Raw genomic sequence first — 15,682 nt, forward strand, 5'->3', positions numbered from 1 at the left:
GTTATTTACCGCTGAGCGAGTTGTGGATCATGTCGAGCCAGTTCGGCACGGTCAGATGGAAGGATTCGATCATCTTCATGTCGAAGCCGCGGAAGAAGCCGCTCAGCACGAAGAGCAGGACGATGGCCGCCATCATCACTTTGGTGACGTGGTTCCAGCCGCTCTCTTCCACGCCTTTACCGATCAGGATCCCCAGCACCAGGCCCGGTACGGCGTTGCCCATGATCAGCTGCGCTGCGCCGCCGAAAATGGTCGCCCAGAAGCCCGATTTTTTACCCGCGTCGATGGCCGCCAGCCAGAAGATCACCGGCATGACGGTGTTCACCAGCAGGTTAGCCGCAGGCACCAGCACCTTCACGGCGGTGACCTGAAGCGCTGCTGGCACGGAGGAGGCGGTAAGGTTAAGGAAGGTCACGACGATCATGCCGATCACACCGCAGGCAATCGCCATTTTGCGGGGATCGTGCAGCGTTTCACCGACGTTACGGTTTTTAATCATCAGTGCAGCAGCACCCCAGTTCGGGATGATGCGGTGGTCAACGTCCTGTGTGAAGGCACCTGCGGCCACGGAAGAGGCCCAGGCGTTAAAGAAGAAACCTAACCCAAAGGAGAAGTGGGACGCCGGATCCCCTTCACAGGAGTTCAGTTCCCCCAACGTACGAAACGCGCCCATACCCTGTGTGGTAGGCGCATGAAACATGCGTGCAGCCCCGGCCCCCACACCGACGCCAACCAGGCCGCCAATGATGAGCGATTTTATTAATATAATTAAGAACATCAGTCTGCCCTTTTATGAATAATCAACGTTGCGTGACGAAATCCACCTGGTCAAGATTGATAGCGGTCACGTTGACGGTCACATCCAGCTCCACGCTGTAGGTGCGTCTTTCCCGGCGCAAAAAGAAGAACAGAAACGCTTCTTTACGCACCTCTTCTTGCGCCTGAACAACCTGCACATCCTGTGGCTCAATACGCAGTAAGATATGCGGTGAGGCTTTCATCACCGCGGCCTGTACGTGGTTGAGCGCGTCGGCAAAGGCGCGCGCTTTGGCGTCGCCTTTTCCCTTCACTCTCACCGTGGTTGAGAACTGTTCTTTCATGCTTATGCGCCGTATTTCTTCTGCCACGCCTGTACCAGACGCTCGCCCAGCTCTTCTTTATCCATAAAGCCAAAGCCCAGCACATTGCAGCCTTCGTTGATGGCGGTCACGCCCTCTTCCACGGAACGCATGCCGTATTTTGCTTTGTAGCCATATTTGGTTTGCGCCGTGATGGCACCCGCGCCGCCGCTGCCGCAGAAGGAGATACCGAAGGTGGCGTTTTCCGCTTTCATCATGTCGCCAAGCTTCATGTCCGCGGCCATGCCCGGTACGACAACCGCGCGTCCACCTGCTTTTTCCACACCGGCTGCCACTTTCTGACCTTTGCCCAGGCGATCGCCAATCACGACTGTAATCTGTTCCATGTGTTGCTCCTTAAAGGTTGTCTTTCGCGACTTCGAAGTGAACGGAGAGCAGCCAGGCTTCTTCATCAGGAAGGTTGCCAAACTGCGCTACCACTTCACGGGCAAGTTGCATTGAATCTGGTGAAATTTCGTCGAACAGCTCCGCTTCAACCTCCGGCAGCGGCTCGCCGGTCACGGACCGGTGCGCCATCGCGCGAACGTGGGAGGTCAGCATCTGCTCCTGCACTGCGTTAGGGATGATGTCGTGCCGGGCCAGCAGGGCATAAACCTGCTGCAGCATGGTGTTCGCGAGCTGTTCTGTTTGCTCCGCCTGTTCCCCAACGTCGTTCATTACCGCTCCGTTAATCACTGGTCTTACCCCGTTAATGGCTCTGGAATAAAACTAACGTTGCAGGGGAATGGTTTGTAGCGAGTTGTTTTCCACTTCGAAGTGGAAAGGCGAGCAGCAGCAGTGATCTGTGCCACATAAATGCGGTGAATCTGGATAAACCGCTGTATTTACGTGATGAATATCACGCTATTCAGCGGCAATGAACAGGTCAGCGAAGTGGAAAAGATTACGAGCGGGCTCGTAGAAATGTGACGTGGATAAGGTTTTCTTATGGGGATTCGCTAGAGTGGCGACGGGTGCTTGAGACTGACCGTCTCAGGCATGGGACGGAAAGTGGAAAGCCCCTACCTGAATTTAAATCAGGACGGGGCTGTAAACGACACGTCTAGCCACGTGATGTTTGCTACCTCGCCCGCTTTACAGCAAGGAGGCATCCATGAAACGCAGAAACCCAAGTATCGGGGTTTTGATGATTATTTCTTTGACGATAATCATCTTAACGCTGGTGACGAGGAAAACACTGTGCGAGATCCGTTTTCGAAACGGCTCGCTTGAAGTGACCGCGCGGATGGAGTGTCGCTCCGGCAAGTAGGGAGCAAAGATGCGGGGGCGCGTAATGCGCGCCTCCGCATACGGAGGAAGGACGTACAGCTCAGGCACCCAATTAACGATACTTTTTATGATAGGTGTTGCGCGTCGCCACAAACTGGTCGGCCGCCGCCTGGGCTTCCTTCACCTTGCCTTCGTTAGCCAGCTTCAGCGCACCGTCGATCTGGCCGACCAGCACGTCAAAGCCGTGGCGATAGTCTTTCATCTCTGCACTGTCTGCGGCTTTGCTTTCCAGCTTCGGCGGGGTTGCTTTTTGCGCATCCAGCGCCGCTTCACGCATTTTGGTCAAGGCGTCTTTCATGTCCGCCGCATTGTCCGTTTTCTGCACTACCTTCAGGTTTTCACTGAGGATGTCCATGTTGTCTTCGAGATCGGCGGCAAACGCAGACGAACCAAGAACCAGCGTTGAAGCCGCGACGATCGCTAACAGATGTTTACGCATTGCTCACTTCCTTTTTTATTATTAACAAAACGCTATCTTTATTGACCCGCAATTTTCATTTCGGGCAGAAGAACTGAACCACACTGTATATTGCTACGTGTTTCAATATCGTTACCGACCGTAACGATGTTGCGCCACATATCCTTCAGGTTACCCGCGATGGTGATTTCGCTCACCGGATACTGAATTTCGCCGTTTTCGACCCAGAAGCCCGCCGCGCCGCGCGAGTAGTCGCCGGTGATGCCGCTTACGCCCTGGCCCATCAGTTCCGTGACGACCAGGCCGGTGCCCATCTCTTTCAGCATCTGCTCAAAGTTGAGGCCCTGGCCGGCAATGCGCCAGTTGTGGATCCCGCCCGCGTGACCGGTGCTTTTCAGCCCCAGCTTGCGCGCGGAGTAATTGGTCAGCAGCCACTGGGTCAGAATACCGTCTTTGATAATATCGCGACGTTCGGTGCGCACGCCTTCGCTGTCGAACGGCGTGGAGGCCAGCCCCTTCAGCAGGTGCGGATGCTCTTCAATGGTCAGCCATTCCGGCAGGATCTGCTTGCCCAGCGAATCGAGCAGGAAGGTCGATTTACGGTACACCGAGCCGCCCGCGATAGCGCCCACCAGATGGCCAAATAGGCCGGTTGCCACTTCATTAGCAAAAATGACCGGGGCTTTCATGGTGGAGAGTTTGCGCGGCGACAGGCGAGACAGCGTGCGTTCGGCACACTCTTTACCCACCCACTCAGGAGACTGCAAATCCCCCAGCGCGCGGCCAATGGTGTAGGCGTAGTCACGCTCCATGTCGCCGTTCTCTTCGGCGATGACACAGCTGGAGAGCGAGTGGCGGGTAGAGCAGTAGCCCTGCAGCATGCCGTGGCTGTTGCCAAAGACTTTGATGCCGTAATGGCTATTGAAGCTGCCGCCTTCGGTATTGGTGATGCGCTTATCGGCCTGCAGGGAAGCCTGCTCGGCGCGCGCGGCCAGTTCGATGGCTTCGTCCGGGGTCACTTCCGCCGGGTGGAAAAGATCGAGATCCGGCGCATCAAACGCCAGCAGCTCTTTATCCGCCACGCCTGCGTAAGGATCAGGAGAGGTATAACGGGCGATATCCAGCGCCGCCTGCACCGTTCGGGCAATGGCATCCGGACTGAGATCGGTGGATGACGCGCTGCCTTTGCGATTCTGGTGATACACCGTGATCCCAAGCGCGCCATCGCTGTTAAATTCGACATTCTCCACTTCGCCATAGCGGGTGCTCACGCTGATGCCGGTGGTTTTGCTGACCGCCACTTCGGCGCCATCTGATTTTTCTGAAGCAAGCATCAGCGCGGTGGAGACGGCTTCTTCCAGAATCTTACGCTGCGCTTCAACTTGTGAGGTTACTTTCATCGCAAATGCCATACTGTAAGAGAGAGTTATCTGAAGTCTAACAGAGAACCGTTTTTCAGTGCGCGTCTTAACTGGTAACATTAGCCTCTTTTTTTAAGGAGCCTGACATGACTAAGCAGCCCGAAGACTGGCTCGACGACGTTCCCGGTGATGACATCGAAGACGAAGATGATGAGATCATCTGGGTCAGTAAAAGTGAAATTAAACGTGACGCCGAAGAGTTAAAACAGCTTGGCGCAGAATTGGTAGAACTGGGTAAAAACGCGCTGGATAAGATCCCGCTCGACCAGGATCTGCGTGATGCCATTGAACTGGCACAGAAAATCAAAAAAGAAGGCCGTCGTCGCCAGCTTCAGCTTATCGGGAAAATGCTGCGTCAGCGCGACGTCGATCCGATCCGCCAGGCACTGGACAAGCTGAAAAACCGCCACAACCAGCAGGTTGCGTTTTTCCATAAGCTTGAGCAGATCCGCGATCGCCTGATTGAACAGGGTGATGACGCCGTACCGGAAGTGCTGAACCTGTGGCCGGATGCCGACCGCCAGCAGCTGCGTTCTTTGATCCGCAACGCGAAGAAAGAGAAAGAAGGGAATAAACCGCCGAAGTCTGCGCGCCTGATTTTCCAGTATCTGCGCGAGCTGTCTGAGAACGACGAGTAATCCGTGCGGTTTTGCGCCGGATGGCGGCGTAAACGCCTTATCCGGCCTACAAGGTCGTGCAAAATGTAGGCCCGGTAAGCGCAAGCGCCACCGGGCTTTTTTTTACTCTGCGGCCGCTTCCGCTTTCTTCGCCAGACCGTCCAGCAGCTTCTGATGGATCCCACCAAAACCGCCGTTGCTCATCACCAGAATGTGATCGCCAGGCTGTGCGGCTTTCACGACCATATCCGCTAAGACATCCACATCCGCACTCCAGTGCGCAGGCTGAATGCAGGCGTCGGCCACTTCGGCTACCTGCCACGGAATATGCTGCGGCTGTAAGAGGAAGACTTCATCGGCACGTCCTAACGACGGCGCGAGGTCATCTTTGCAGATGCCCATTTTCATGGTGTTCGAGCGCGGTTCCAGCACGGCCAGAATGCGCGCGGTGCCGCCAACCTTACCGCGTAACGCTGCAAGCGTCGCCAGAATGGCGGTTGGGTGATGCGCGAAATCGTCATACACCGTCACGCCATTCGCTTCGCCGCGCAGTTCCAGACGGCGACGGGCGTTAATGAACGAGCCCAGCGCATTGGCTGCATCCGCAGGCAGCACGCCCACGTGACGCGCCGCAGCAATGGCCATCAGGCCGTTGTGCATGTTGTGCTCGCCCACCAGGCCCCACTTCACCTCACCCACTTTTTCACCGTCGATCAGCACTTCCCACTCGGAGGCATCGGCGTTGAGTTTCTTCGCCTGCCAGTGACCCTGTTCGCCCACCAGCTCCTGCTCGCTCCAGCAGCCCATTGCCAGGGTTTGCTTCAGGTTGATGTCGTTCTCCGGCAGGATAATGCGGCCCTGACCCGGAACAATGCGCACCAGGTGGTGGAACTGTTTCTGGATCGCTTTCAGATCGTCAAAGATATCCGCGTGATCGAACTCAAGGTTGTTGAGGATCAGCGTGCGCGGGCAGTAATGCACAAACTTGGAACGCTTGTCGAAGAATGCACAGTCGTATTCGTCGGCTTCGATCACAAAGAACGGGCTGTCACCCAGACGTGCAGAAACGTCGAAGTTGCCCGGAACGCCGCCAATGACAAAGCCAGGCTTATAGCCGCAGGCTTCGAGGATCCAGGTCGCCATTCCGGCGGTGGTGGTTTTGCCGTGGGTACCGGCAACGGCAACAACCCAGCGGTCGCGCAGCACAAAATCATGCAGCCACTGTGGGCCAGACATAAACGGAATATTGCGTTCCAGCACCGCTTCAACACATGGGTTACCACGGGTCATGGCGTTGCCAATGATCACCAGATCCGGTTCAGGATCCAGCTGGCTGGCCTCGTAGCCCTGAATCAGCGAGATGCCCTGCTTCTCCAGAAGCGTGCTCATCGGCGGATACACATTGGCGTCCGAACCTGTTACTTCATGGCCCAGTGAGCGCGCCAGCATTGCCAGTCCACCCATGAAAGTGCCACAAATCCCCAATATATGAATGCGCATACGTCACTATCCTTCTTCAATGTGGCGCACATTTTACTCACATGTTAGCGGCTGTGAAACGCATTTCAGGTAAATCCGTATTTGCTGGCGCGATTCACCAGTGCGCTACTATTTGAATATTTGTTAAGATTGTTGGGCTTTAGTCGTTTTGGTGAACATACAATCGCTCTACTCACATAAGATGCAGGGAAAGTGTTATGAAAACGTTAGGTGAATTTATTGTCGAAAAGCAGCACGAGTTCTCTCATGCTACCGGTGAACTCACTGCTTTGCTGTCGGCAATAAAGCTGGGCGCTAAGATCATCCACCGCGATATCAACAAGGCCGGTCTGGTCGATATCCTGGGTGCCAGCGGTGCCGAGAACGTTCAGGGCGAGGTTCAACAGAAACTCGATCTGTTCGCAAATGAAAAACTGAAAGCTGCACTGCGCGCGCGCGACATCGTTGCGGGTATCGCCTCCGAAGAAGAAGATGAAATTGTTGTTTTCGAAGGATGCGAACACGCGAAATACGTTGTCCTGATGGATCCGCTCGACGGCTCCTCCAACATCGACGTTAACGTTTCTGTCGGTACCATTTTCTCCATCTACCGCCGCGTCACGCCTGTTGGCACGCCGGTCACCGAAGAAGATTTCCTCCAGCCGGGCAGCAATCAGGTTGCTGCGGGCTATGTGGTGTATGGTTCGTCCACCATGCTGGTGTACACCACCGGCTGCGGCGTTCACGCCTTTACTTACGATCCGTCGCTGGGCGTGTTCTGCCTGAGCCAGGAACGTATGCGCTTCCCGGAGAAGGGCAACACTTACTCCATCAACGAAGGCAACTACATCCGATTCCCGAGCGGCGTGAAGAAGTACATCAAATTCTGCCAGGAAGAAGATAAAGCCACCCAGCGCCCGTACACCTCCCGCTATATCGGTTCTCTGGTCGCTGACTTCCACCGTAACCTGCTGAAAGGCGGCATCTACCTCTACCCAAGCACCGCAAGCCACCCGGACGGGAAGCTGCGTCTGCTGTACGAATGCAACCCGATGGCATTCCTCGCCGAACAGGCGGGCGGCAAGGCGAGCGACGGTAAAGAGCGTATTCTGGATATCGTGCCGGAAAGCCTGCACCAGCGCCGTTCGTTCTTCGTCGGCAACAACCACATGGTTGAAGACGTTGAACGTTTCATCCGTGAGTATCCGGACGCGTAACCCCTTTCTCCTGGGAAGCCGCCCGGCTTCCCAGTCATTTATATATTTTACCGTATAAGTGTTTATAAAAAAGACGCTTTAATCTTCATCCCTGCTCCTGCATTATTTCCATAACAGTTTGACAATTATTTCCTGGAGCCTATTCGTGATGAAAAACTATTCTCGTGCCAATACCGGCATTGATTTAAATCTTATTCCTGTCTTTATTGAAATTGTTCGCTGCGGCAGTATGGCGAAAGCCTCTGTGCGCCTGGACATGTCCCGCCCGGCGGTAAGCCTGGCGCTAAAGCGTTTTAATCAACTTTTTGATGAGCCACTGTTTTACCGTAAAGGTTTATATCTTGAACCCACAGAAAAAGCGTTAGCGTTAACCAGCGCGCTGGAAATATTAATGGGGAATATTCACGATAATATTAATGCGTTAAATTCATCGACAAATAAAACCCTGGCACAGCACGTACCAGGGATGAATATGATTATGCAGCAGTCTGGGTCGTCAGCTTAAACGAGGACATGGCTTCCATCAGTTCGCGCGACTGCTCTTCCAGCGAGCGTGTCGCGGCGGATGACTGCTGTACCAGCGCCGCATTTTGCTGCGCCGTTTCGTCCATCTGGTTCACCGCAATGTTCACCTGCTCAATGCCGCGACTCTGTTCCTGAGACGCGGTCGCAATTTCACGCATCAGTTTGGTCATTCGCAGCACTTCTGTTGCGATCTCATCCATCGTTTCGCCGGCCTGCTGTGCCAGTTCGCTCCCCTCATTCACATGAGTTTGTGAATCGCTGATAAGCGATCGGATCTCTTTCGCCGCGTCGGCACTGCGGCTGGCCAGGTTTCGCACTTCGCCCGCGACAACGGCAAAACCCCGTCCCTGTTCGCCCGCGCGCGCGGCTTCAACGGAGGCGTTCAGCGCCAGAATATTGGTCTGGAAGGCAATGCCGTCGATCACGCTCAGGATGTCGGCGATCCGCGCCGAGCTGCCGGAGATATCGCGCATTTTCTCAATCACGTAGCAGACCATTTCGCTGCCGTGATCGGCCGTGTCGGAAACGGACTTCGCCAGCTGGTGCGCCTGCTCGGCGTTGTCGGCGTTGAGTTTCACCGTGGCGGTGATCTCTTCCATGCTGGCCGCCGTTTGCTCAAGTGAGGTGGCGGTAGATTCCGTGCGTTGGGCAAGGTTCATGTTACCCGCCGTCAGCTCCCGGCTGCCGGTATCAATTTGCGAACTGGCATCGCGCACCCGCAGAACCGACCCCATCAGCGACTGACGCATCGCTTCAATGGCCGCGTTGAGCCGGTTAAATTCCTGGCTGGCCGTCGGATCCAGGGTATGGGTTAAATCGCCTGCCGCGACATGTTCAAGCTGAGCGATCGATGCCGAGAGCGGCTTCAGCAACATATGGCGCAGCACCAGCCAGGCGAGGACGATAATACCTGCCGTCAGCAGCGCGGCGACAACGATCAGGATCAGTACGCGGGTTTTGCTCGACTGCACGGCACTGACTTCCGCTTTGCCACGCGCTTCGCTCCACGCCTGGAAAGCCTGCATATCGTTATCAAACTTGTTTGCCACCGGAATCAGCGCGTTCTCAATCAGGTCGTAATAACCGTCCGCACTCTGGTCGTTCAGGGCTTTCAGCATCGGGTTGATACCCTGCCGGGTATACGCCGCCAGACTCGCCGCCACGTTATCCAGCAGCTTTTGCCCCTGCTCGTCAGCCACCCCGCCGTCGATCACGGCTTTCAGCGTTTTCTGCGCCTGGGCAATTTCCTGATTGATGTTTTTTACCGATTTGGATGCATCGTCCAGCAGACCAATTTCCATCATTCGGACGGCCTGGCCCGCCTCATTGCGCGCGCGGAGGATCAGCGTATAGCCAGAATTAAGCTGCACCATTTGCTCACCCTGAAGGTGGTTGATGCGCTGGAGTGAAGAAGAACTCTGTGTGAGGGCATAAATACCAATGCCGCTGACAATCAGCAGCAGCAGGGTCATAACGGCCAGTAGAGAGAGCAAGCCGGTACGAATCGATAGCGTTTTCAGCATGATGTTATTTCCGGTAGCGAGATATTTCTTGGCGTAAAAGAAGAGTATCGGCCGCTACCGGAAAATGTTTAGAGTTTAAGCAATTTCAGCGTGTTATGGCTCTGTTACCGATGTGTTTACGCGGGTAACAGGCGAGCTTTGACGGTTCTCCCAGAGCACCGTCAGACCGCGCTGCAGGGCAATAAAAATAAACAGCAAAATGCCGATGGCGATCTTCGTCCACCACGAGCTGAGCGTGCCGTCGAAGTTAATGTAGGTCTGTATCAGCCCCTGGATTGCCACGCCGAACAGCGTGCCCAGCACCGTGCCTACCCCGCCGCTGAGCAGCGTGCCGCCGATTACCACAGAAGCAATCGCATCCAGCTCAACGCCGACGCCCGCCAGCGCGTAACCGGCCTGGGTATACACAGAGAAGACGATCCCCGCCAGCGTCGCCAGCCCGGTCGACAGCATATAGATGCGGATGGTGGTGCTGCGGGTGGAGATCCCCATCAGGTTGGCCGACGTGGCGTTACCGCCAATGGCGTAGACCTGATTACCAAACCGGGTGCGGTGGGCGAGGAAGATGCCAATCACCACCACGCCCAGCATCAGCAGCCCCATCGCGCTCAGGCGGCCGCCGCCGGGGATTTTCCACGCCAGGCTGGAGAGCGTGTCGTAGATGGGGTGGTTAATCGGGATCGACTCCTCCGACACCAGATAGCTCACGCCACGCAGGAAGAACATCCCGGCGAGGGTGATGATAAAGGCAGGAATTTTCAGCGCGTCGATCAGCAACCCCATAAAGGCACCAAACGCACAACCCATCGCCAGCACCAGCGGGAATGCCACCAGCGGAGAGATGCCCCAGAACCCAATGGCTTTCGCGAGGAACACGCCCGTAAACGCGATCACCGAGCCGACGGAGAGATCGATCCCGCCGGAGAGGATCACAAAGGTCATCCCGACGGCGATGATGCCTAAAAAGGCGTTATCGGTCAGGATATTGCAGATCACACGCGTGGAGGCGAAACCGGGAAACTGGGTGAGGCAGTAGAGATACCCCAGCACAAACACGCCCAGCGTGATCATCAACGGCAAATTACGTTTTATCATGGCCACGGATCCCCTTAATGATGCTGACAAAGCGCGGCGACTGGACGATCAGCACGCAGAGCACGACCACCGCTTTCACCACCTGGTTGAGTTCCGGCTGGAATCCCGAGAGCAGGATGCCAGTGTTCATGCCCTGAATGATCAGCGCCCCCACCACCGAGAGCAGCAGGTTAAAGCGTCCGCCCATCAGCGACCCGCCGCCGATCACCACCGCGAGGATCGCGTCCAGCTCCAGCCATAACCCGGCGTTGTTGGCATCAGCCCCGCGAATATCCGCCGCGACGATGACCCCGGCAATGGCGGCACAGACGCCGCTCAGCACGTAGGTCAGCATCACCATCAAGCGGGTGTTGACCCCAGCGTTGCGCGCGGCGCGGATGTTGATCCCCACCGCTTCAATAAACATCCCGAGCGCCGTTTTGCGGGTAAAGAGCCAAAAGATAAGCAGCGTCACGAGGGCAATAATCACCGGCGTCGGGAAGAACAGAAGGTTGCCGCTACCGAGCCACGCCAGGCTCGGGGAGTTAAAGGTGACGATCTGCCCGGACGTAATCAGCTGCGCCACGCCGCGCCCGGCCACCATCAGGATCAGGGTGGCAACAAAGGGCTGAATTTTCAGCACCGCCACCAGAATGCCGTTCCAGAGCCCGGCTAATACCCCGGAGCCCAGTGCGGCCAGCAGCACCACCGGCAGACTGTGCCCGGCCACGGTCATCGAGGCGGCGGTGGCCCCGGCGATAGCCATGACCGCGCCGACGGAGAGGTCAATCCCGCCGGTGGCGATCACCAGCGTCATACCAATCGCCAGCAGCGCCACGGGCGCGGCACGGTTCAGGATGTCAATCGGGCTGCCAAACAGGCGGCCATCCTGCACGATGATCTGGAAGAAATGCGGTGCGACCAGGCTATCCACCAGCAGTACCACCAGCAGCGCCGCGATTTGCGGCGTACCGGTCGGCCAGCTGAAGCGGCGCTTTGACTCACCGGTTTGCGAAAGTGAACGGGGCATCACGATTAGCTCCTTACGCCGCGATGGCATTCATGATTGCCGGAACGGACAGCTTATCCAGCGGGATCTCTGCCACCTGCTTGCGATCGCGCATGATAATGACGCGATCGGCATAACCCACCAGCTCCTCAAGCTCGGACGAAATGACCAGCAGCGCGAGACCGTCCGCGCACAGCGTTTCGATAAGCCGGATAATTTCGGCGTGCGCGCCTACATCAATGCCGCGCGTCGGCTCGTCGAGGATCAGGAACTGCGGTTTGGTCAGCAGCCAGCGCGAGAGGAGAACCTTCTGCTGGTTACCGCCGGAGAGAAATTCAATGGGCTGTTCCGCGCTCGGGGTGCGAATACCAAGCTGACGGATAAAGCGCTCGGCAATGGCGTTTTGTTCTTTACGCGGAATGGGACGCAGCCACCCGCGCTGCGCCTGTAGCGCCAGAATGATATTTTCCCGCACCGAGGCCGCGGCAATAATGCCGTCCGTTTTCCGGTCTTCCGGGCAGAAGCCTACGCCCAGACAGGACGCCTGATGCGGCGATCGTAGGGTTTGCGGTTTGCCCTTGATCAGCGCCCTGCCGCTGTCGGCAGGTTTGATCCCGAAGATCACCTCGGCGGTTTCGGTTCGGCCTGAGCCTAGCAGGCCCGCCAGGCCAACAATCTCACCGGGGCGAACCTCAAGGTTAAACGGCGAGATCACCCCTTTTTTGCCGTAATCGCTGAACGCGGCGACCGGTTTTTCGCTCAGCAGCGTGCGCCCTGCACGCTGAAGGGCGTTGGTTTCCAGCTCTCGGCCCAGCATCATTTTCACCAGCTCAATCTGCGGTAGCTCGCGGGTCTCGCGGCAGCCGACAAAGCTGCCGTTGCGCAGCACCGTGATGCGATCGCTCACTTCATACACCTGATCGAGGAAGTGCGTAACGAAGATCAGGCTCACGCCCTGATCGCGCAGCTGGCGCATCAGGGTGAAGAGCATTTCGACTTCCTGGGTATCCAGGCTGGCGGTGGGTTCATCGAGGATCAGCACCTTTGCCGAGAGATCGATAGCCCGGCAGATGGCGACGATCTGCTGCATCGCTACGGAAAAGCGGTTCAGCGGCTCGCGGACGTCGAGGGAGAAGCCGTATGATTCCATCAGTTTTGTCGCCCGCGCTTCCATCTCTTTGCGGCGCAGCAGGCCAAAACGGCGTGGCTCACGGCCAATAAACAGGTTATCCGCCACCGACATGTTCGGCAGCAGGTTGACTTCCTGATACACCGTCCCGATCCCCAACTGTTGGGCATGGGCGGTATTTTTTGGCGAAATGGCATTACCTTCCAGCCAGATGGTGCCGCGATCGGCGTGATACACGCCGGTCAGCGCTTTAATCAGCGTCGATTTACCCGCCCCGTTCTCGCCTAGCAGCGCCATGATCTCACCGCGACGCAGGCTGAAATCGACGTTATCCAGCGCCTTTACGCCGGGGAAGAATTTACTCAAGCCCTCTGTGCGGAGGATTTCCTGGTGTTGTTCAGTGGTCATATGTCCTCCCCTCACCCTAACCCTCTCCCCATAGGGGAGAGGGGATTGATCGTGCCAATTGTTAATATCCAGCTCTGCCCTGCCTTTCTCCCTCTCCCCTCCGGGGAGAGGGCTGGGGTGAGGGGCGCGGGTCTTAATAGCCCATATTTTCTTCTTCTCTAACTCTTCTTTCGCCGTATCCGGCAGGTAGAGCGTGGACTTGGTGACCGTCACCTTCTCAGGCATCGTGCCGTCTTTCTTAAATTTCTCCAGCGCGTCGAATGCCGGGGCCCGCCATGTTCGGCGTCAGCTCCACGCTGGCGTTGGCTTCGCCGTCGATCATCGCTTTGTAGATGTCCGGCACGCCGTCGATAGAGCCGGTGAGGATATCTTTGCCCGGCTTCAGACCCGCTTCTTTAATTGCCTGAATCGCACCGATCACCATGTCATCGTTGTGGGCGTAAACCATGCAGATGTTTTTGCCGTTGTTTTCAGCCTTGATAAAGCTTTCCATGACCTCTTTGCCCTTACTGCGGGTAAAGTCACCGGACTGAGAGCGGATAATTTTAATGTTTGGCGCTTTAGCGATGGCTTCAGCAAAGCCTTTCTTACGGTCGATGGCCACGCTCGCACCGACGGTGCCCTGCAGTTCAACGACGTTACACGGCTTGCCGTCGACCTGTTTCACCAGCCAGTCACCAATTAACTGTCCTTCAAGAACGTTATTGGCCGTCACGGTGGTCATATAGAGAGATTTGTCTTTTACATCAATGGAACGATCGAGCAGGAAGACCGGGATCTCCGCGTCTTTCGCTTCCTTCAGCACGGGCTCCCAGCCGGTCGCCACGACGGGCGCAATAAAGATGGCATCTACGCCCTGGGCGATAAAGGAGCGTACGGCTTTGATCTGGTTCTCTTGTTTTTGCTGACCATCGGCGATTTTCAGCGTGATCCCGCGTTTCTGAGCCTCGCTTTTCGCGACGTTGGTTTCTGCCGCGCGCCAGCCGGATTCAGAGCCGACTTGCGAAAAACCTACGGTTAAAGGTGCGGCCATCGCCATAGACGACATGGCTGCCGAAACTGCTGTGACAAGAAGTAAGCGCTTCCACATATGAACGTCCTCGTAGGGTGAGTTATTGTTGGTTAAAAGATGTTCTGCGAAATGACTATAGCCAATGAAATATGTAACGAATTGCGTTACATCACACTTCAGAAAAGTGAATAAAACGTTAATCACAAGTTTGTAATCGCTTTCATTTCACCATTAAAAATGCGGCTGAGTTTATGGATTTTCCTGTCATGGAAACGGTCTGAAAAGTGGGGTCAACGAGGGAAGATGGCGAAAACAGGCGGAGACATTCAGCGCGAGTTGGCTATAATACCTGCCACTTGTTTACCATCCATTTTAAAGGACACCGACATGAGCTTACTCAACGTCCCAGCGGGTAAAGAACTGCCAGAAGACATCTACGTAGTTATCGAAATCCCGGCTAACGCAGATCCGATCAAATACGAAGTGGACAAAGAGAGCGGCGCCCTGTTCGTAGACCGTTTCATGTCTACCGCGATGTTCTATCCGTGCAACTACGGTTACATCAACCACACCCTGTCTCTGGACGGTGACCCGGTTGACGTGCTGGTCCCAACGCCATACCCACTGGAGCCAGGCTCCGTCATTCGCTGCCGTCCAGTTGGCGTGCTGAAAATGACCGACGAATCCGGTGAAGATGCGAAGCTGGTTGCGGTACCGCACACCAAGCTGAGCAAAGAGTACGATCACATCAAAGATGTGAACGACCTGCCAGAGCTGCTGAAAGCGCAGATCACTCACTTCTTCGAGCACTACAAAGACCTCGAAAAAGGCAAGTGGGTTAAGGTTGACGGCTGGGACAACGCTGAAGCGGCGAAAGCAGAAATCATCGCCTCTTTCGAGCGCGCGGCTAAGAAGTAATTCTTACTGCCTGTCGATAAAGCCCCGCATGTCGGGGCTTTTTTGTGGCTGGAGAGTTTTGCCCGGCGGCGCTACGCTTGCACGGGCCTACATGTTCATTGCAGGCCAGGTAAGCGCAGCGCCACCCGGCAAGAGTCGCAAAAAAAGCAACGCCACCTTTCGGTGGCGTTGCTTTTTTTTCAGTACTGGTCTCTGTCTAACCAGTTACCGCTTTCAATCCGCGTTAGCCCATCAACAGGACGCTGATAAACGTACATCCACGCACTTCCGTATGGCGTCTGGATCAACTGGCGAGCGTATTCACCGCCCCTGGTGCGCAAGGCATCAAGTTCGGCAAGCGTAGCATTGTCAATACGATAAACTTCACCCTGTACTGTTCCTTCCCCCGGAACCGCGCCTGGATAGTGGCCCAGACTGTACAACTGGTAGTTCTCGATATTGTAATTCCCCAGCAGCAGGGCATTGGTCATCCAGTGACTGTTGCCTTGCTTGGTTCGTAAACTGCCGTACACAAATATTCGCAT

The 15,682-nt window shown here is 55.9% G+C and carries 17 protein-coding genes and 1 pseudogene; 5 read left to right on the top strand and 13 right to left on the bottom strand.

What is annotated here, in order from left to right:
* Nucleotide 1: 1 nt before the first annotated feature.
* The 4 genes from EXW94_RS23895 to EXW94_RS23910 are packed head-to-tail and all read right to left on the bottom strand — an operon-like array spanning nucleotide 2 to nucleotide 1,814.
* Nucleotides 2-778 carry a DUF4311 domain-containing protein gene (locus EXW94_RS23895; RefSeq protein ID WP_008501408.1) on the bottom strand — a complete coding sequence of 259 codons (777 nt, stop codon included), beginning with the start codon at nucleotides 776-778 and terminating at the stop codon, nucleotides 2-4.
* A gap of 22 nt (nucleotides 779-800) precedes the next feature.
* Nucleotides 801-1,100 (bottom strand): DUF4312 family protein, encoded by a 300-nt coding sequence (locus tag EXW94_RS23900; protein WP_174341202.1) that lies wholly within the window; start codon nucleotides 1,098-1,100, stop codon nucleotides 801-803.
* Between the two features lie 2 nt (nucleotides 1,101-1,102).
* On the bottom strand, nucleotides 1,103-1,465 hold the full coding sequence (locus tag EXW94_RS23905; protein WP_010427372.1) for an SFCGS family glycine-rich protein: 363 nt from the start codon (nucleotides 1,463-1,465) through the stop codon (nucleotides 1,103-1,105).
* 10 nt (nucleotides 1,466-1,475) lie between these two features.
* Entirely contained in the window at nucleotides 1,476-1,814 is a 339-nt protein-coding gene (locus EXW94_RS23910; RefSeq protein WP_108417867.1) for a glycine dehydrogenase, read from the bottom strand.
* Between the two features lie 418 nt (nucleotides 1,815-2,232).
* Here EXW94_RS23910 and EXW94_RS23915 point away from each other — a divergent pair, with 418 nt between their 5' ends.
* Nucleotides 2,233-2,388 carry a Hok/Gef family protein gene (locus EXW94_RS23915; protein ID WP_010427375.1) on the top strand — a complete coding sequence of 52 codons (156 nt, stop codon included), beginning with the start codon at nucleotides 2,233-2,235 and terminating at the stop codon, nucleotides 2,386-2,388.
* A gap of 72 nt (nucleotides 2,389-2,460) precedes the next feature.
* Here EXW94_RS23915 and cybC read toward each other — a convergent pair whose 3' ends face one another.
* Together cybC and pmbA are read right to left on the bottom strand one after the other, a co-directional pair.
* On the bottom strand, nucleotides 2,461-2,847 hold the full coding sequence (gene cybC, locus EXW94_RS23920) for a cytochrome b562 (RefSeq protein ID WP_010427378.1): 387 nt from the start codon (nucleotides 2,845-2,847) through the stop codon (nucleotides 2,461-2,463).
* 38 nt (nucleotides 2,848-2,885) lie between these two features.
* A complete protein-coding gene (pmbA, locus tag EXW94_RS23925) occupies nucleotides 2,886-4,238 on the bottom strand; it encodes a metalloprotease PmbA (protein WP_063430236.1) in 1,353 nt (450 codons plus the stop codon).
* Between the two features lie 95 nt (nucleotides 4,239-4,333).
* On the opposite strand from pmbA, the gene yjgA reads away from it, so the two are divergent.
* Nucleotides 4,334-4,885, top strand: a complete 552-nt coding sequence (gene yjgA, locus EXW94_RS23930; protein ID WP_010427381.1) for a ribosome biogenesis factor YjgA — start codon at nucleotides 4,334-4,336, stop codon at nucleotides 4,883-4,885.
* Between the two features lie 102 nt (nucleotides 4,886-4,987).
* Here the strand turns inward: yjgA and mpl are convergent, their stop codons facing one another.
* Nucleotides 4,988-6,364, bottom strand: coding sequence for a UDP-N-acetylmuramate:L-alanyl-gamma-D-glutamyl-meso-diaminopimelate ligase (mpl, locus tag EXW94_RS23935; RefSeq protein ID WP_174341203.1), 1,377 nt, complete (start codon nucleotides 6,362-6,364; stop codon nucleotides 4,988-4,990).
* A 197-nt stretch (nucleotides 6,365-6,561) separates the two neighbouring features.
* Between mpl and fbp the strand changes: the two genes are divergently transcribed.
* Nucleotides 6,562-7,560 carry a class 1 fructose-bisphosphatase gene (gene fbp / locus EXW94_RS23940; RefSeq protein ID WP_010427386.1) on the top strand — a complete coding sequence of 333 codons (999 nt, stop codon included), beginning with the start codon at nucleotides 6,562-6,564 and terminating at the stop codon, nucleotides 7,558-7,560.
* Nucleotides 7,561-7,708: 148 nt separating this feature from the next.
* Nucleotides 7,709-8,065 carry a LysR family transcriptional regulator gene (locus EXW94_RS23945; RefSeq protein WP_108417869.1) on the top strand — a complete coding sequence of 119 codons (357 nt, stop codon included), beginning with the start codon at nucleotides 7,709-7,711 and terminating at the stop codon, nucleotides 8,063-8,065.
* On the opposite strand, the gene EXW94_RS23950 is transcribed toward EXW94_RS23945, so the two are convergent.
* The 5 genes and pseudogenes from EXW94_RS23950 to ytfQ all read right to left on the bottom strand — a co-directional run bounded on the left by EXW94_RS23950 (nucleotide 8,037) and on the right by ytfQ (nucleotide 14,318).
* On the bottom strand, nucleotides 8,037-9,608 hold the full coding sequence (locus EXW94_RS23950; RefSeq protein ID WP_108417870.1) for a methyl-accepting chemotaxis protein: 1,572 nt from the start codon (nucleotides 9,606-9,608) through the stop codon (nucleotides 8,037-8,039). The two genes, EXW94_RS23945 and EXW94_RS23950, sit on opposite strands and share 29 nt — an antisense overlap.
* Nucleotides 9,609-9,701: 93 nt before the next feature.
* Nucleotides 9,702-10,703 (bottom strand): galactofuranose ABC transporter, permease protein YjfF, encoded by a 1,002-nt coding sequence (gene yjfF / locus EXW94_RS23955; RefSeq protein ID WP_042714276.1) that lies wholly within the window; start codon nucleotides 10,701-10,703, stop codon nucleotides 9,702-9,704.
* Nucleotides 10,690-11,715, bottom strand: a complete 1,026-nt coding sequence (gene ytfT, locus EXW94_RS23960; protein WP_174341204.1) for a galactofuranose ABC transporter, ATP-binding protein YtfT — start codon at nucleotides 11,713-11,715, stop codon at nucleotides 10,690-10,692. The genes yjfF and ytfT overlap by 14 nt, the downstream gene beginning before the upstream one ends.
* A 10-nt stretch (nucleotides 11,716-11,725) precedes the next feature.
* Nucleotides 11,726-13,228, bottom strand: coding sequence for a galactofuranose ABC transporter, ATP-binding protein YtfR (gene ytfR / locus EXW94_RS23965; protein WP_042714280.1), 1,503 nt, complete (start codon nucleotides 13,226-13,228; stop codon nucleotides 11,726-11,728).
* Nucleotides 13,229-13,361: 133 nt separating this feature from the next.
* Nucleotides 13,362-14,318, bottom strand: a pseudogene (gene ytfQ / locus EXW94_RS23970) (galactofuranose ABC transporter substrate-binding protein YtfQ).
* 309 nt (nucleotides 14,319-14,627) lie between these two features.
* Between ytfQ and ppa the strand changes: the two are divergent.
* Nucleotides 14,628-15,158, top strand: coding sequence for an inorganic diphosphatase (ppa, locus tag EXW94_RS23975; protein WP_010427397.1), 531 nt, complete (start codon nucleotides 14,628-14,630; stop codon nucleotides 15,156-15,158).
* Nucleotides 15,159-15,337: 179 nt separating this feature from the next.
* Here ppa and EXW94_RS23980 read toward each other — a convergent pair whose 3' ends face one another.
* Nucleotides 15,338-15,682 (bottom strand): gamma-glutamylcyclotransferase, encoded by a 345-nt coding sequence (locus tag EXW94_RS23980; RefSeq protein WP_010427401.1) that lies wholly within the window; start codon nucleotides 15,680-15,682, stop codon nucleotides 15,338-15,340.

This window comes from Enterobacter sp. JMULE2 (assembly GCF_013337145.1).
Classification (GTDB): Bacteria; Pseudomonadota; Gammaproteobacteria; order Enterobacterales; family Enterobacteriaceae; genus Enterobacter; species Enterobacter mori.

What these genes read in the sequence shown, in the direction of transcription:
- yjgA (WP_010427381.1), top strand. Translation starts at nt 4,334, where the DNA reads ATGACTAAGCAGCCCGAAGACTGGCTCGACGACGTTCCCGGTGATGAC.
- EXW94_RS23945 (WP_108417869.1), top strand. Translation starts at nt 7,709, where the DNA reads ATGAAAAACTATTCTCGTGCCAATACCGGCATTGATTTAAATCTTATT.
- EXW94_RS23905 (WP_010427372.1), bottom strand. Translation starts at nt 1,465, where the DNA reads ATGGAACAGATTACAGTCGTGATTGGCGATCGCCTGGGCAAAGGTCAG.
- EXW94_RS23900 (WP_174341202.1), bottom strand. Translation starts at nt 1,100, where the DNA reads ATGAAAGAACAGTTCTCAACCACGGTGAGAGTGAAGGGAAAAGGCGAC.
- yjfF (WP_042714276.1), bottom strand. Translation starts at nt 10,703, where the DNA reads ATGATAAAACGTAATTTGCCGTTGATGATCACGCTGGGCGTGTTTGTG.
- ytfR (WP_042714280.1), bottom strand. Translation starts at nt 13,228, where the DNA reads ATGACCACTGAACAACACCAGGAAATCCTCCGCACAGAGGGCTTGAGT.
- mpl (WP_174341203.1), bottom strand. Translation starts at nt 6,364, where the DNA reads ATGCGCATTCATATATTGGGGATTTGTGGCACTTTCATGGGTGGACTG.
- EXW94_RS23980 (WP_010427401.1), bottom strand. Translation starts at nt 15,682, where the DNA reads ATGCGAATATTTGTGTACGGCAGTTTACGAACCAAGCAAGGCAACAGT.
- ppa (WP_010427397.1), top strand. Translation starts at nt 14,628, where the DNA reads ATGAGCTTACTCAACGTCCCAGCGGGTAAAGAACTGCCAGAAGACATC.
- EXW94_RS23950 (WP_108417870.1), bottom strand. Translation starts at nt 9,608, where the DNA reads ATGCTGAAAACGCTATCGATTCGTACCGGCTTGCTCTCTCTACTGGCC.
- EXW94_RS23895 (WP_008501408.1), bottom strand. Translation starts at nt 778, where the DNA reads ATGTTCTTAATTATATTAATAAAATCGCTCATCATTGGCGGCCTGGTT.
- cybC (WP_010427378.1), bottom strand. Translation starts at nt 2,847, where the DNA reads ATGCGTAAACATCTGTTAGCGATCGTCGCGGCTTCAACGCTGGTTCTT.
- EXW94_RS23915 (WP_010427375.1), top strand. Translation starts at nt 2,233, where the DNA reads ATGAAACGCAGAAACCCAAGTATCGGGGTTTTGATGATTATTTCTTTG.
- fbp (WP_010427386.1), top strand. Translation starts at nt 6,562, where the DNA reads ATGAAAACGTTAGGTGAATTTATTGTCGAAAAGCAGCACGAGTTCTCT.
- pmbA (WP_063430236.1), bottom strand. Translation starts at nt 4,238, where the DNA reads ATGGCATTTGCGATGAAAGTAACCTCACAAGTTGAAGCGCAGCGTAAG.